Here is a 15435-nt window from a genome sequence, read left to right on the forward strand (position 1 = left end):
TTTGCGGTCAGCCGGAGTTGCGCAGGCCGGAGGCTATGCCGTTGATGGTCATGTGGATAGCGCGCTGGTTGCGTTCCAGCGCCTTGCCGCCATGCTTGCCGCCGGCGCCTGCACGCAGGCGCCGCAGCAGTTCGACCTGCAGGTGGTTCAGCGGGTCGATATAGGCGAAGCGCGCAGCCAGCGAAGCCTCCAGGTCCGGTGCCGTTGCCAGCAACTGGCGGCCTGTGACCTTCTCGAACATCTGCAGGGTCAGTTCGTATTCACGTGCGATCTGGCCGAAGATCGCGTCGCGCAGTTTGCGGTCTTCGACCAGTTCGGCATAGCGCCGGGCGATATCCAGGTCGGTCTTGGCCAGGACCTGCTCCATGTTCGAGAGCAAGGTGGCGAAGAATGGCCAGGTTTGCGCCATGTCGCGCAACTGGGCCAGGCGCGCCGCAGCGGTCGCGGGACTGCCTTGCGCGCCGCGCTCCACGTAGTCGTGCAGCGCGCTGCCGACGCCATACCAGCCGGTCAGCGGCAGCCGGCACTGCGCCCAGGAAAAGCTCCAGGGAATCGCACGCAGGTCTTCAATACGCTGGGTCGCCTTGCGCGAGGATGGCCGTGAACCGATATTCAGGCCGGGGATTTCGCGGATCGGTGTGGCGGTGAAAAAGTAATCGCCAAAGCCGGGCGTGTCGTAGACCAGTTCGCGGTAGCTGCGTTCTGCGACGGCGGACAGGGCTTCCATGGCGGCACCGTGGCGGGCCACCAATTCGTCTTCCGCCTGGGTGGCTGCCTTGGCCGGGCGCAGGCTGTTTTGCAGGGTGGCGCCGATGATCTGTTCCAGGTGGCGGCGGCCGACTTCCGGATTCTTGTACTTGGCCTGGATGACTTCGCCCTGTTCGGTCAGGCGCATGCGTCCGCCTATGGTGCCCGGAGGCTGCGCCAGGATGGCGTCGCGCGTGGAACCGCCGCCACGGCCGACCGAACCGCCGCGCCCATGGAACAGGCGCAGGTGCACGCGGCGTTTGTCGAAAACGCGCACCAGCTCGCGCTCCGCCAGGTACAGCGACCAGTTGGAGGTCAGGTAGCCGCCATCCTTGTTGCTGTCGGAATAGCCCAGCATGACTTCCTGTACGCCATCCTGTACCAGGCGCACACGTTCCGCGACCTCGGGGATGTCCAGCCAGCCCGCCATGATGTCCGGGCCGCGCTGCAAGTCAGGAATGGTCTCAAACAGCGGCACCACCATCAGTCCGCCGCTGTCGCCGCTGTCTGCCGCCAGTGCCGGTGAAACCAGTCCGGCTTCCTGTTGCAGCACCAGGACTTCCAGCAGGTCGCTGAGTGATTCGGTATGCGACACGATGGCCTGCATGACGGCCCGCTTGCCAAAGCGCGCGCGGCAGCTTGCCGCCATGCGCAGGATGGCGAGTTCCTTGCGGGTTTCTTCGGAGTATTCTATCCAGGGCGATACCAGCGGCCGCGCCTGGCGCAGTTCCGTGCGCAGCACGGCGATCTTGGCTTCTTCGTCGAGGCGGTGGTATTGCAGCGGCTGGCCGTCGTGCAATACGCCAGCGGCCGTGAACAGTTCTGTCAGCACGCGTTCATGCACGTCCGAACTTTGGCGCAGGTCGACCGATGCCAGGTGAAAACCGAAGATTTCAACCGCTTGTTCGAGTGCGCCCAGGCGGCCTTGCGCCACCAGCGCACCATGATCGTCCTCCAGTGAGGCTCCGATGCAACGCAGGTCGGCGGCGAATTCGGCGGCGTCGGCATACGGAGCGACGGCGTAGCTGGGGCGTTCGGCCAGCGCCCGGCCGGTCAGGTGCCTGGCGGTGGCCGCCAGGCGCGCATAAACATGGATGCAGGCGCGCCGGTAGGGTTCATCTTCGCGGTGCGAGGACGGGTCCTGGCTGGCTGCGGACAACGCCAGTAATGCGGCACTGGGCTGGCACAGGGACTGCGCCTGCGACAATTCCATGCCCAGGTGGCGCACTTCGTCCAGATAGTGGCGCAGCACCAGCGTGGACTGGCGCAACAGCGCTTGTTCCAGGGTATCGGCATCGACATTTGGATTGCCGTCGCGGTCACCTCCTATCCAGCTGCCCATGCGCAGGAACGCCGGCAGCAGCGGCAGCGGGCGTCCCAGCCGGCCGGGCTTGCCGCCGGCCAGCTGGCGTGCGACGTCCTGGTGCAGGCGCGGCACGACCTTCAGGAAGGTACGGTCGTAATAGACCAGCGCGTTGTCGATTTCGTCGAGCACCGTCAGTTTCTGCCGGCGCAGCATGCGGGTTTGCCAAAGGGTGACGATCTGCGCGATCAGGCGTTCCTCGACCTCGCTGTCGCCGTATTCTGGCGAAGCCAGCAGGTGGGCAATCTCATGGTGCAGGTCCAGGGTGCTTTTGCGTTGCACTTCCGTCGGGTGGGCGGTCAACACCGGCACGATATCGGCCTGTTCCAGGTAGCGCAGCAACTGGCGCCGAGTCTGGCCGTTGTCGAGCAGCGTGGCCAGGGTATGCGCCAGGCTGCCAGGAACGGCCCCTTCGCGGGCCTGTTCGCGCTGCATCTGGTTCTGTTCCTTGTCTTCCGCAATATTGGACAATTGCAGGAAGTAGCTGAAGGCGCGGGCGACGGCCGTGGCCTGTTCGCCCTTGAGCGCCCCGATGCGCTCTTCCAGGATGTCGCGTTCGCGCTTGCTGCCTTCACGGCGGAACTTCACCGCGGCGCGGCGCAAGGTCTCGACCAGGTCGTAAACGGGTTTGCCTTCGCATTCCCTGATGGTTTCGCCCAGCAGGCGGCCCAGCAGGCGGATATCCTGGCGTGCGGAAGAACCGGCAGGCGGTTCGAAGCTTGTCGCGTGGTGTGGCTTCACTCTTAGGGTCTCTCCGGATGGTGTGGGGATGTCCGGTGCCATGGCGCGGCACCGGGCAAGCTGCCCGTCGGCTCCTGGTGAGAGAGCCGCAGGCCAGCAGCGTGTTTTTTATTGTGTTACGCCACTGTTTCCGGAAATGGTAACAGTTCCGGCCGCTTCGGTGAGAGATTTTGTGCGTTGCCGCATAGTGCGCAAAAAATAGGATTCCTGAACGCTGACGGCCATCTTTCGCGTGCCGCGAGGCCATGCCAGGATTGGCCGGTACCCCTGTCAAGCAACAAGCCCCGGCCGGTTGCGGCAGGGGCTTGTTTGTGGTGCGCCGCCCGGTGTGAGGGCAGCGCCGCTGATCCGGCGGCAGCGTTGCCTGCTTCTATGGCAGGCAACGCTGGGCAGGTTCAGGGGTGGCGCATGACATGTGCCACGGCATCGGCGACGCGGCCGACATTCGACTGGTTCAGGCCTGCCACGCACATGCGGCCAGAGCGCAGGATATAGACACCATGGTCGTGGCGCAGGCGATCCACCTGGTCGGCGCTCAGGCCGGTATAGGTGAACATGCCACGTTGCTGCACATAGCGTTCAAGATGGCCATCGCTGATTTTTTCACTCAGCAGCTGGAACAGCGTGGCGCGCATGGCGAGCATGCGTTCGCGCATGGCGGTCAGCTGGCCTTCCCACTGGGCACGCAGTTCCGGGGTATTGAGTACCTGCGTCACCACGCTGGCGCCGTGCACGGGCGGCGAGCTGTAGTTGGAGCGCACGACGCTGGCCAGCTGGCCCAGGACGCGCTGCGCGGCTTCCTGGTCTTCGCAGATCAGCGACAACCCGCCGCAACGTTCGCCATACAGCGAGAAGTTCTTCGAGAACGAATTGGCGACAAAAGCCGGGATGTGGCGGCGCAGCAATTCACGCACCACAAAGGCATCATTGTCGATGCCGGCGCCAAAGCCCTGGTAGGCCATATCGACGAACGGCAGCAAACCGCGTTCCTGGACGACATCGAGCACCGCCAGCCACTGGGTTTCGTTCAGATCCACGCCCGTCGGGTTGTGGCAGCAGGCATGCAGCAGCACCACGCTCTTGGCGGGCAGCTTGCTGATGGCGGCCAGCATGGCATCGAACTTCAGGCTGCCGGTTTCAGCATCGTAGTAGGGGTAGGTGTTGACCGTGAAGCCAGCGCGCTCGAAGATGAAGCGATGGTTCTCCCAGCTGGGATCGCTGAGCCAGACCTGGGCATCCGGGAAATAGCGGCGAATGAAATCGGCGCCGACTTTCAGTGCACCCGAGCCGCCCAGCGTCTGCGCGGTCGCGACGTGCGGCACCACGCTGCCGAACACCAGTGCCTGCACTGCGCTGGCATAGATGGGGTTACCCGTCATGGGAAGATAGGGCTTGGGCACCGAAGACGTGCCTATGGCTTCCTCGGCGATGCGTACGGCGTCCATGACGGGCAGGCGGCCGTGGTCATCCAGGTAGATACCGATGCTCAGGTTGACTTTGTCCTGGCGCGGGTCCTTTTGGAAGTCCTCGTTGAGAGTCAGAATGGGGTCGCCGGGATAGGACGGAATATGTTCAAACATTGTTATGCATTCCTGACGGATGGGTTATTTCATTCTTCGTGACCGTCAGCGTACCGGAACGCTGGCGTTTGCGATACTGGCGCCGGGCATGGCGATGGCATCGATACGACGGAAACGATAGCCGATAGCGAGGGCAAGTAGCCAGAACGGGATCAGATAAACGGAAAGCCGCAGGGTGGGAGTCAGATACATCACGACCAGGATGCCCGCCAGGAACAGGATGCAGAAGTAATTCGTCAGCGGGTAGCCGATGCTGCGGAACTCGGTACGTTGGCCGGCGCGCTGTTTGGCGCGGCGAAAGCGCAGGTGGGTGAGGCTGATCATGGCCCAGTTGATGACCAGGGCCGAAACGACCAGGCTCATCAGCAGTTCGAAGGCGCGGCCGGGAATAAAGTAATTGATCAGTACACACAGGGCGGTCGCGGCGGCAGAAGCGCCCAGCGCATAGGTGGGAATGCCACGGCGGTTGATGTGGGTCAGTACCTTGGGCGCATTGCCTTGCTGGGCCAGGCCGTACAGCATGCGGCTATTGCAATAAACGCCACTGTTGTAGACCGACAGTGCAGCGGTGAGGACGACAACATTGAGCACATGGGCCACGAGCTGGCTGTCGAGCTCATGGAAGATCAATACGAAGGGGCTGCCGCCTGTAACGACTTTTTCCCAGGGATAGAGTGACAGCAGGACGGCCAGCGCGCCGATATAGAAGATCAGGATGCGGTAGATCACCTGATTGGTGGCACGCGGGATGGTCTTGCTGGGGTTATCTGCTTCCGCAGCGGTGATGCCTATCAGCTCCAGGCCGCCAAAGGAGAACATGATGCCGGCCATGGCCAGCGCAAGTCCGCTCAGGCCATTGGGCAGGAAACCGTTGTTCCACAGATTGGAAACGCCGGCTTGCGGGCCAGCCTTGCCCGTGCCCAGCAGGTACAGCCCGAAGACGATCATGCTGACAATGGCCGCCACCTTGATGATGGAAAACCAGAATTCGGTTTCGCCGAAGGATTTGACGCTGCTGAGGTTGATGGCATTGATCAGCACGAAAAAGCCCAGCGCAGATACCCAGGTGGGGATGTCAGGGAACCAATAATGAATGTAGAGCCCGGCGGCGGTGAGTTCTGCCATGCCGACGAGGACGTAGAGTACCCAGTAATTCCAGCCGGAAAGATAGCCCATGAAGGGGCTGAAATACTTGTAGGCGAAATGGCTGAAAGAACCGGCAACGGGTTCATCCACCACCATTTCCGACAATTGCCGCAGGATCAGGAAGCCGATGAAGCCTGCGATGGCGTAGCCCAGCAGTACGCCGGGACCGGCGAGCTTGATGGTCTGGGCGATGCCCAGGAATAGTCCGGTGCCGATGGCGCCGCCCAGCGCGATCAGCTGAATGTGGCGGTTGCTCAGGCCGCGTTTTAGGTGTTGTCCTGCTTGCTGCTGTTCATGCATGAAAAGTCTCCTCTTCGCCGTTCCGTGCAGGCACGGCGAAACCCGGCCATTATGATGGACCGTATTGTTTTTATTGCAACTCAGGTACGACTGAATAAGTGTTGCGGCGCGCCCCGTCTGGCCAGGGCGCGCGGGGCGCACCTTACAGGCAGAGCGCGTTCTTGGCTGGCTTGGGCGGCGCCTGACCGTCGCCGGCGGGCTGGGCCGAAGGATTGCGGGGGCCGCATTCGCCGTAGTCGTAGTCCGCAAAAATGCTGGCAAACTTGGGCAGGGCAGGCGGGGCATCCATCATCGGCAGTTTCAGCTCGATGAAGACCATGCGGTCGGCCTGTTCAGCCTGGGCCAGCGCCTGTTCCAGGCCGCCGATATCTTTGACTACCAGTGTCAGCGCGTCGCTGTCCGGTGCAAAGATGTGTGGCAGTCCGGCGTAATTCCAGTCGGCGATATCGTTGTACGACGAGTTCTCGCCGAGGATCAGGCGTTCGATGGTATAGCCGCTGTTGTTGACCAGGAAAATGATGGGCTTGAGCTTGCGGCGCTGGATAGAGGAGAGTTCCTGGGCCGTCAGCTGGAACGAGCCATCGCCAATGAACAGTAGGTGGCGGCGCCAGGGCGTACTGACCTGGGAGCCGAACAGGGCCGGTAGCGTATAGCCAATGGCGCCCCAGACGGGTTGCGAAATATACGCCGCCCCGGCGGGCAGGCGCATGCCGCCCAGCGCAGAATTCGAGGTGCCGGCTTCGCCGATGATGACGTCGCAGGGCTTCAGGAATGCCTGGATGCGCGGCCAGAGCGCGGCATGGCTCAAGGGCGTGTCCGGCGCTGCAGCCGCGGTGGCAGGCGCGGCTGCAGCAACCTGCGCAGCAGCACGGGCCGGTCGTGCTGGCATGTCTTCCAGCACGCGCATCAGGACTTCGCGCAAGGTGACGCCAGGCATTTGCTGGCCAGCGATGCTGAGGTCATGGCGGCGCAGGTCGATCAGGGCTTCAGGCGCGATGCGCTGGCTGAACAGCGAGGTGCTGCTGTCGGTAAAGCGCAGGCCGATGCCGATCAGGCAATCGGATTGTTCAATGGCGCGGCGCGTGACTTCGGGCGTCGGCGCGCCGATGTAGGTACCCAGGTAAAGCGGCGTGCTTTCGTCCAGCACTCCCTTGGCGGGCGGCAGCGAGGCGCAGGGTATCCCGTATTTTTCGCTCAGTTCCTGCACGATGTCGGCAACGCCGAACCGGCCGGCGTCGGCATCTACCAGAATGGCAGGGTGGCTGGCCTCCTTGAGGGCGGCGCAGATGCGCGCGGCGGCACGCTCGAGCTGGCCCGGGTCGCTGGCGGGGTCAGACAGCACCAGCGGTTCATCCGGCGTTTCGATGCTCAGGTGCGTGATGTCCGAAGGCAGTTGCAGGTGCACGGGGCGGCGCTCCTGCCAGCAGGCCTTGAGCACGCGGTCGATTTCGCTGACGGCATTGGCCGGCGTGATGCGTGCCTGGGCAACCGTGAATTCCGCCATGCAGCGGCCGATATTGCCATAGGCGCCATCGGCCAGCGTATGGTGCAGCAGCGCACGGCTATTCATCGAGTGCAGGGGCGGCGCACCGGTAATGTGCACCATGGGAACGTTCTCGGAGTAGGCCCCGGCAATGCCGCTGATGGCACCCAGGTCACCCACGCCGAAGGTGGTCAGCAGGGCGCCGATGCCGGCGGTGCGGGCATAGCCGTCAGCCGCGTAGGCCGCATTCAGTTCATTGCAATTGCCGATGAATTCCAGCGTGCCCGATGCTTCGACCTGTTCAAGGAATGAAAGGTTGAAATCCCCGGGCAGACCGAACATGTGGCGTATGCCGGCTTCGTTCAGTCGCCGGATCAGGAACTCCCCGATCTGCATTCTCATGATTTTTCTCCTTGGGGTGTATGGCAATTCAATGGTGGTCCGGCCCGCCGTCGTATTGGCGGTGATAGGCGTAAAATATAGTGCGTGAGAAGCGCATGGTGTGTGCGTCTTATGGCATGAAAACCCTGAAATGCGCATGATTCATGCGTGACCCTGGCAATGTCTTGAAAATTGGGCGGTTTGATACATGGATATCTACGACTGGAAGCTGTTGGGCGTGCTGCAAGCGGATGGCCGCCTGACCAATCAGGAGGTGGGCGAACAGATCGGCCTGTCTGCATCCCAATGTTCGCGGCGCCGCACGGCGCTGGAGAAGGCCGGCATCATCAAGGGTTATGCGGCGCGCCTGGACAGCAAGTCGCTGGGGCTGGATGTGCTGGCCTTCGTCCATGTCAGCCTGCATGCCCATGACAATCAGTCCATCCGCGCTTTCCAGACGCTGGTGGAAACCAATGACGTCATTCTTGAGGCGCATCTGCTCAGTGGCGATGCCGATTACCTGCTCAAGGTTGTGGCTCGCAATCTTGAGCAACTGGCCAGTTTCGTCATGAATACCTTGCTCGCCAACGGTGCGATTTCCCATGTGAAATCGCACGTCGTGCTCAGGCAGATGAAGCAGACCAGCGAGCTGCCCACGCAGTGGCTGGGTCGTGAAACTCGCAAAACACCGCCTGCCGGCGCATGACACGACGCATGACCCTGTGCCCGCAGGGCCGGGCGGCCATGGGTGCCATGGACAGCATGCGGCAAAGGGAAGAGAATGGCAGGGTTGCCAGTCTGCTGTGTTGTTGCATCCATGACGTCCGCCAGCCGCACCCCGCTCGAACCTGATTCCCCCGTTGATGCTGCCGCGCCCGCCCAGAGTTGGGCGGAGCCTGGGTCCACGGCTTACTGGCGCATCTGCATCGGCCTGTTCCTGGCTGGTTTTGCAACCTTTTCGCTGCTTTACAGCGTGCAGCCGCTGCTGCCTGAATTCACCACGGAATTCGGCGTGAGTCCTGCCGTCAGCGCGCTGGCGCTGTCACTCTCCACCGCCACACTGGCGTTTGCCATTCTGTTTGCCGGCGCCTTGTCAGAAGGTTGGGGCAGGCGCGGCCTGATGTTCGCGTCAATGGCGCTGGCCGCGCTGCTGAATATCCTGGCGGCGGTGTCGCCCTCATGGCATGCCTTGCTGGCCGCGCGTACGCTGGTGGGGCTGCTGCTGGGCGGCGTTCCTGCGGTGGCGATGGCCTATCTGGCCGAGGAAACCCATCCGCGCGGCCTGGGCTTTTCCATGGGACTGTATGTGGGCGGCACCGCATTCGGCGGCATGGCGGGCCGGGTCTTCATGAGTTTCCTGACAGACATGTATGGCTGGCGTTCGGCCATGGTGACGGTAGGCGTTCTGGACCTGCTGGCAGCCGTGGGTTTCCTGCTGTTGCTGCCGCGCTCGCGCAATTTCGTGCGCCGCACCGGCACCGGCATGCGTCACCACTTCCGTGCCTGGGGCCGGCATTGGCGCCAGCCCCGGTTGCGCCAGCTGTTCATTGCCAGCTTCTGCCTGATGGGCGTGTTCGTGACGCTCTACAACTATGTCGGCTTTCGCTTGCTGGCTCCGCCATACGATCTGAGCCAGAGCGAGATCGGCCTGATCTTCCTGGCCTATATCTTTGCCATTTTCGTTTCGCCGATGGCAGGCTGGCTGGCAGATCGGCTGGGACGCGGCAAGGTTCTGGCGGGCGGGGTGGGGTTTCTGGCGCTGGGCCTGGCCTGTACCGGGCTGCCATGGCTGGCGGCGATTGTCCTGGGCATCATCCTGCTCACCATTGGTTTTTTCGTGGCGCACTCGACCGCCAGCGGCTGGGTCGGGCGGCTGGCCACCGAAAACAAGGGCCATGCCGCGTCGCTATACCTGCTGGCATACTACCTGGGGTCCAGTGTGGTGGGGGCTTGCGGCGGCTGGTTCTGGGAGCACGGCGGCTGGTGGCCTCTGTTGGCCTTCCTGCTGGCATTGCTGGGCTGGATGGCCTGGGTGATCCGCGACCTGCTGCGCGGGCAGCCTGCCTGAGGCAGGCCCCGGGCAGGCATCGTGGCGTCAGCTGTCTATGCAGTTTCTAGCGCACTTCGCTTTCTACCGCGAAGTATTCCTCGTCTCGCAGCATGGCAATCAGCTGCGGCACTGACAGTCCATTATCCTTGGATTGCAATCGACTGGAAATCGCCGCCAGCATGATCATGAATTCCTTGCATTGTTTGCGCGCCGATTGCAGCTCTGAACTGGTGAAAATCAGTATCTGCGCCAGCAACGCATGTCCGCGCGAGGCTGCGCCGCCGAGCACGCCCAGCATGGCCTGACTGATCAGGTCGGTGCCGGCGTAGTCGCGCTCCTGGATACGTCGAATGAATTCGGCGCGTTCTTCCTGGGGCAGGAAGCTTGCCACCCAATCCGCATAATCGGCGTCCAGGACGATGGAGGCGGCTTGCGACTGGAATGTTTCCACCAGTTCGCCTGTTCCTGCATTGCGGTGCGTAGTGCGGTACTCGGCGATCCCGGAGATCAGTTGCTGCAGTTCGGTCAAGAGGGCCAGACGGCCGCCCGACAAGGTGTTATAGACTTTTCCGATGCGGGTGTAGTCTTCTTTGAAGCGGCTGACGATTTCCTTGCTTTCGGGCAGCGACGAAAGCGCAGGGAACAGTACATAGCGGGAGGAGGCGGCGGATTCGTAGAATTCGGAGATCTGTTCGCGGATGCGGTCCAGGTCAGACAGGATTTTGTTCAGGGGCAGATTGCCGTTTTCCAGGCGCTTGGCCACCGAGTTCTGCCATTTTTCAATGTCGCGGTCCATACCGAAGTCGATGCGGCGTTCCACGGTACTGGCACAGACCACGATCTTGTTGAAGTCGCGCGACAGTTCGCCCAGTACCTGCTGGATGCTTTGCACCGCGACCGCCCGCGCCGCGTCGTTGATGCCGCGCAATCTTTCCTTGCGCGCATCGGCACGGCTTTTGATCAGCCACGAGAGCAATGCGCCAATAATGGTCAGGCCGGTCGCGATATCCGCGCCGATCTGTATCCGGGAAAGCCATTCCATATCCGTCAGGTCCTGGGGGTTTGAAGTGCGGCCATTCTATAACTTCTGCCACCCGGGGTCAGGCCCGCAGATCCAGCGGATCGAGCAGGCCGGCGGCAATGGCCTGGCCGACGATGTCCGGCAGGCAGCGGGCCTGCATGCGCCGCATCACGCGGGCGCGGTACAGATTGACGGTCTTGATGCTGATGTTGAGCTGCCGCGCAATCTCGCCGTTGCTGTAGCCTCGTGCCAGGGGCAGGAATACGTCACGCTCGCGCGGCGTGAGGCTGGCCAGCCGCGCCTGCAGCGCGGTGTGGGCTTCGCTTGCCGCCGGCTCGGCCGCCTGGCGTGGGCGGCGATTGAGCGCCTGCTGTACGCTGTCGAGCAACAGCTGTTCGTTATAGGGTTTTTCTATGAAGTCGAAGGCGCCGGCACGGAAGGCGCGCACGACAATGGGTACATCGGCATGGCCGCTGACGAAAATCACGGGCAGATCCAGGCCGCGCCGTCGCATTTCCTCCTGCACGCCCAGGCCGCCCAGGCCGGGCATACGGACATCAAGCAGTACGCAGGCATCGTCCGTCGCCTGGCAGGCCTGCAGAAAGGCTTGCCCCGAGGTAAAGGGCAAGGTTTTCAGGCCTACCGATTCCAGTAGCCAGACGGTGGAATCCAGCATTCCCTGATCGTCGTCCACGACATAGACAATTTGTGTTGCGGCATCCTGCATGTGGCCAGTCTCCTTATTTTGATTGTGCCGGCGTTTCCTGGCGCAGGGGCAGGCGGCATTCCATGGTCAGGCCGGCGGGGCCATTTTCCACGATATCCAGCTCCCCGCCAAAACCCTCGACAATGTTCCGGCTCATCGACAGGCCCAGCCCCAGGCCGGCCTGCTTGCTGGTATAGAACGGCGTAAAAACCTTGCGTTGCGCCTCCTGATCCAGGCCCGGGCCCTGGTCGCGCACCCGCACGCGCAGGTAGCCGTCCTGGTGGCAGGCCGAGGCATCCACGACGACCCTGGAGGCCTGGCCGGGATGCCGTTCGCGGTTGGCGTCGATGGCATTGCGCAGCAGGTTCAACAGGACTTGCTGCAACAGCACGCGGTCGGCATAAACCGATGGCAGGCCTGCCGTGGGTATGGCGTCTATGATGACCTGATGCTGGTCGGCTTCCCAGGCGCACAGGTGGATGGCTTCCTGCACGACGTCGCCCACGTCCATGGCCTGCACGCGGCGCTGGTCTTTGCGCAGAAAAGCGCGCAGGCGCCGGATGACGGCCGAGGCATGCGCCGCATGTTCACTGATGCGCGCCAGCCCTTGCTGGACGCGATTGGCCGCCTGGGGGTTGCTGCCCAGCCCCCGCAAGTAGTTCTGGCAGGCGCCGGCATAGTTCATGACCGCCGCCAGCGGCTGGTTGATTTCGTGGGCGATGCCAGACGCCAGTTCCCCCAGCGTGATCAGCCTGCTGGTATGGGCCAGCTCGTCTTCCAGGCGGCGCTTGTTGGCTTCCGCCTGAACCCGCGCCGTGATGTCGCGCAATACGCTGATGGTTTCGACGACTGCGCCGGTATAGGTATCGCGGATGGCGCGGCTGGCCGTTTCGAACCAGAGGTAATGGCCGTTGCGGTGGCGCAGCCGGTAAGTCATTGTGTGGTAGCCGTCATCGACCAGGGCAGCCTGGCCCAGATCGAACGGCAGGCCTGCGTCCTGCGGATGCAGCAGTTCCCGCAGGTTGCGGCCGCGCAGTTCTTCTGGCCAATAGCCCAGTAGCGTCCAGGAGGCGGGCGATGCATCCAGGAACGCGCCTTCCGGGTCGTGGCGGGCGATCAGGTCGGTCGTGTTCTCGGTGATGAGGCGGTACAGCCTGCGGGAACGCGCGGCTTCGCGTGCTTCCCGGCGTTCCTGCGTGGCATCCCGGCCGCGCGCCAGCACAAGGCCGTTGGCGCGGTCGGGAATGAAACTCCATAGCAGCAGCCGGTCTCCCATGCTGGCTTCCTGGTGCTCGATGGCGCGGCCTTGTGCCAGGCAGGCGCGCACGATGTGCGCATAGTTGACCGGCAGGCAACGCGCAAAGCCGGACAGGGGGGCCTCGCCCAGCAAGGCCAGCAAGGCCGGGTTCATAGCATGCAATCCTGCATCGCCGTCCAGCAGCAGGGAGGGGCGAGGGTCTGTTGCCAGCAACGGTGGGCCCTGGGGAGTGGCAGGTTCCTGTATCAGTGCCAGCAGGGCGTCATGCATCCAGGCCAGCCAGTCGCTGCGCTCGGCGCCGTCCAGCTCTACCAGCAACAGGCCCGGCGTGCCGGCTTCCAGCGGCAGGCTCAGCGCCAGGCCATGCTCCATGCCTGCGCGGCGCAGCCGGCCCGCCAGCCAGCAGGGCAGTTCGCGCAGCGCGGCCAGCGTCAGGCGCGGCGTGTGCTGCATGGTGGCATGCAGTGTCTGATCGCTCGCCGCCAGGGGGTCGCCCTGGCCGGGGGGGAGATGGTGGTCGCCGATCTGCAGGTAAGTCCGTGATTGCGTCTGCCAGGCCAGGTAGAACACGCGTCCTATGCCGCCGCATTGGCGCAGCGAACGCGCCAGCAGCTCGGCCTTCATGGCCAGCGGCGCCGCCTGCCGCTGCAATTGCAGCCAACTGGACAGATTCACGGCCGAGGAGATATTTGCCGGTGAAGCCATAGGGTGTGTCGCAACAGGGAGTGTCTCCGAATATGGTAGTTCTTCCATATTGTTTTTATTTTTTCAGGTTTATATGGTTATTGTTCTATATGGCGTTGGTACTAATATCATATATCTTTGCAGGGGTATATAAACTTTTCCAGAACTAGCGGCAATGGCAAAACCATGTTGTCGGCAGCCGCCACCCTGTTTTCCTGGAGGAGTTAAGCATGTCGATTTTCGAGGATGGCCTTGCCCCGCATCCGGTCAACCATATCGCACTCACGCCGCTGAATTTCATCGAACGGACCGCGAGCATCTATCCGGGATACCCGGCTGTTGTGCACGGCGCCATACGCCGGAACTGGGCCGAAACCTATGCGCGTTGCCGGCGCCTGGCATCGGCCCTGGCCGGGCGCGGCGTGGGGCAGGGCGATACGGTGGCCGTCATGCTGCCCAACATTCCTGCCATGCTGGAAGCGCATTTCGGTGTGCCGATGATAGGCGCGGTGCTCAATACCCTGAACGTGCGCCTGGACGCGGAGAGCATTGCATTCATGCTGCAACATGGCGAAGCCAGGGTGCTGATTGCGGACCGGGAATACCACGAGGTGGTGCATGCCGCGCTGGGTATGCTGGCACCCGCCCAGCGTCCGCTGGTGATCGATGTGGATGATCCGGAGTATGGCGAAGGCCAGCCGGTCAGCAACCTGGATTATGAAGCGCTGCTGGCCGAGGGCGACCCGGCATTCGAATGGCAGTGGCCGCAGGACGAATGGCAGGCGATCTCGCTTAACTACACTTCGGGTACCACTGGCAACCCCAAGGGCGTGGTCTATCACCACCGCGGGGCCTTCCTCAATGCCATGGGCAACCAGATGACCTGGAACCTGGGCAACCATCCCGTCTATCTGTGGACTCTGCCGATGTTCCACTGTAATGGATGGTGCTATCCCTGGACGATCACCGCGCTGGCCGGAACCCACGTGTTTCTGCGTCGCGTGGATCCGCAGAAGATACTGACGCTGATCCGTGACGAACAGGTAAGCCATCTTTGTGGTGCGCCCATTATCCTCAATGCGCTGGTGAACATGCCGGATTCCGCCAAGGCGGCCATCGACCATCCGGTGAAAGCCATGGTGGCGGGTGCTGCGCCCCCGGCCAAAGTCATAGGCGCAGTGGAGGAAATGGGTATCAGCGTGACCCATGTGTACGGGTTGACGGAAGTCTACGGCCCTGTGGTGGTCTGCGCCTGGCACGAGGCCTGGGATGAATTGCCGCTGGAGCAGCGCGCGGTCATCAAGGCGCGCCAGGGCGTGCGCTATCCCACCATGGAAGGCGTCATGGTGGCCGACCCCAAGACTTTGGCGCCCACGCCACGGGATGGCCAGACCATGGGCGAGATTTTCATGCGTGGCAATACCGTGATGAAAGGCTATCTGAAAAATCCGACCGCCACGGCGGAGGCCTTCACCGGCGGCTGGTTCCATACCGGAGACCTGGCGGTCTGGCATCCGGATGGCTACGTGGAAATTCGGGACCGGCTCAAGGACATCATTATTTCCGGCGGCGAGAACATTTCCACTATCGAAGTGGAAGGCGTCCTGTATCGTCATCCGGCCGTGCTGGAAGCTGCAGTCGTAGCGCGGCCGGACGACAAATGGGGAGAAACGCCGTGCGCGTTCGTGACGCTCAAGCCCAATCATGACGGGGTGACGGAAAGCGAACTGATCGCGTTCTGCCGCGAGCACCTGGCCGGCTTCAAGGTACCCCGAACCGTGGTGTTTTCCGAGTTGCCCAAGACATCCACCGGGAAAATACAGAAGTTTGTTCTCAGCGGCCGCGCCAGGACGCTGTAGCACGCCATCCCGAGGATGCCTGGCCTTGTTGCCTGGAAAAAAAGCATGGCGGTCGCAAGACCGCCATGCTTTTTCGTTGCTTGGGCGTCTTGCCGGCAAGGCAGGGCATGCATGCC

At 62.7% G+C, this 15435-nt stretch carries 10 protein-coding genes; 3 read left to right on the plus strand and 7 right to left on the minus strand.

Translation table 11 applies throughout. The features are described 5' to 3' along the window. Window positions 1-7: 7 nt before the first annotated feature. From ppc to ACEW7X_RS08325, 4 genes are all read right to left on the minus strand, one after another. Window positions 8-2893, minus strand: coding sequence for a phosphoenolpyruvate carboxylase (gene ppc / locus ACEW7X_RS08310; protein WP_083969651.1), 2886 nt, complete (start codon window positions 2891-2893; stop codon window positions 8-10). A 353-nt stretch (window positions 2894-3246) separates the two neighbouring features. Then, window positions 3247-4431: an aromatic amino acid transaminase gene (locus tag ACEW7X_RS08315; RefSeq protein WP_068372463.1), complete on the minus strand. Its 1185-nt coding sequence runs from the start codon at window positions 4429-4431 to the stop codon at window positions 3247-3249. 45 nt (window positions 4432-4476) lie between these two features. Continuing rightward, window positions 4477-5877: an amino acid permease gene (locus tag ACEW7X_RS08320; protein ID WP_068372460.1), complete on the minus strand. Its 1401-nt coding sequence runs from the start codon at window positions 5875-5877 to the stop codon at window positions 4477-4479. A gap of 142 nt (window positions 5878-6019) precedes the next feature. Continuing rightward, on the minus strand, window positions 6020-7762 hold the full coding sequence (locus ACEW7X_RS08325) for an alpha-keto acid decarboxylase family protein (RefSeq protein WP_068372456.1): 1743 nt from the start codon (window positions 7760-7762) through the stop codon (window positions 6020-6022). A gap of 187 nt (window positions 7763-7949) precedes the next feature. Here ACEW7X_RS08325 and ACEW7X_RS08330 point away from each other — a divergent pair, with 187 nt between their 5' ends. Continuing rightward, entirely contained in the window at window positions 7950-8447 is a 498-nt protein-coding gene (locus tag ACEW7X_RS08330; RefSeq protein ID WP_068372453.1) for an Lrp/AsnC family transcriptional regulator, read from the plus strand. A gap of 111 nt (window positions 8448-8558) precedes the next feature. Next, window positions 8559-9809 (plus strand): MFS transporter, encoded by a 1251-nt coding sequence (locus ACEW7X_RS08335; RefSeq protein WP_068372450.1) that lies wholly within the window; start codon window positions 8559-8561, stop codon window positions 9807-9809. Window positions 9810-9855: 46 nt separating this feature from the next. Here ACEW7X_RS08335 and ACEW7X_RS08340 read toward each other — a convergent pair whose 3' ends face one another. The 3 genes from ACEW7X_RS08340 to ACEW7X_RS08350 are packed head-to-tail and all read right to left on the minus strand — an operon-like array spanning window position 9856 to window position 13481. Beyond that, on the minus strand, window positions 9856-10833 hold the full coding sequence (locus ACEW7X_RS08340; protein WP_420177893.1) for a hypothetical protein: 978 nt from the start codon (window positions 10831-10833) through the stop codon (window positions 9856-9858). A 58-nt stretch (window positions 10834-10891) separates the two neighbouring features. Then, window positions 10892-11539, minus strand: coding sequence for a response regulator transcription factor (locus tag ACEW7X_RS08345; protein WP_068372444.1), 648 nt, complete (start codon window positions 11537-11539; stop codon window positions 10892-10894). 13 nt (window positions 11540-11552) lie between these two features. After that, window positions 11553-13481 (minus strand): sensor histidine kinase, encoded by a 1929-nt coding sequence (locus ACEW7X_RS08350; protein WP_083969650.1) that lies wholly within the window; start codon window positions 13479-13481, stop codon window positions 11553-11555. A 209-nt stretch (window positions 13482-13690) separates the two neighbouring features. Between ACEW7X_RS08350 and ACEW7X_RS08355 the strand changes: the two genes are divergently transcribed. Next, complete coding sequence (locus ACEW7X_RS08355; protein WP_134838407.1) at window positions 13691-15319, plus strand: acyl-CoA synthetase; 1629 nt, start codon at window positions 13691-13693, stop codon at window positions 15317-15319. Window positions 15320-15435 lie beyond the last annotated feature (116 nt).

The organism is Kerstersia gyiorum (assembly GCF_048595715.1).
Classification (GTDB): Bacteria; Pseudomonadota; Gammaproteobacteria; order Burkholderiales; family Burkholderiaceae_B; genus Kerstersia; species Kerstersia gyiorum.

Coding starts and splice junctions, on each gene's coding strand:
- ppc (WP_083969651.1), bottom strand. CDS start 2,893: ATGGCACCGGACATCCCCACACCATCCGGAGAGACCCTAAGAGTGAAG.
- ACEW7X_RS08315 (WP_068372463.1), bottom strand. CDS start 4,431: ATGTTTGAACATATTCCGTCCTATCCCGGCGACCCCATTCTGACTCTC.
- ACEW7X_RS08320 (WP_068372460.1), bottom strand. CDS start 5,877: ATGCATGAACAGCAGCAAGCAGGACAACACCTAAAACGCGGCCTGAGC.
- ACEW7X_RS08325 (WP_068372456.1), bottom strand. CDS start 7,762: ATGAGAATGCAGATCGGGGAGTTCCTGATCCGGCGACTGAACGAAGCC.
- ACEW7X_RS08330 (WP_068372453.1), top strand. CDS start 7,950: ATGGATATCTACGACTGGAAGCTGTTGGGCGTGCTGCAAGCGGATGGC.
- ACEW7X_RS08335 (WP_068372450.1), top strand. CDS start 8,559: ATGACGTCCGCCAGCCGCACCCCGCTCGAACCTGATTCCCCCGTTGAT.
- ACEW7X_RS08340 (WP_420177893.1), bottom strand. CDS start 10,833: ATGGAATGGCTTTCCCGGATACAGATCGGCGCGGATATCGCGACCGGC.
- ACEW7X_RS08345 (WP_068372444.1), bottom strand. CDS start 11,539: ATGCAGGATGCCGCAACACAAATTGTCTATGTCGTGGACGACGATCAG.
- ACEW7X_RS08350 (WP_083969650.1), bottom strand. CDS start 13,481: ATGGCTTCACCGGCAAATATCTCCTCGGCCGTGAATCTGTCCAGTTGG.
- ACEW7X_RS08355 (WP_134838407.1), top strand. CDS start 13,691: ATGTCGATTTTCGAGGATGGCCTTGCCCCGCATCCGGTCAACCATATC.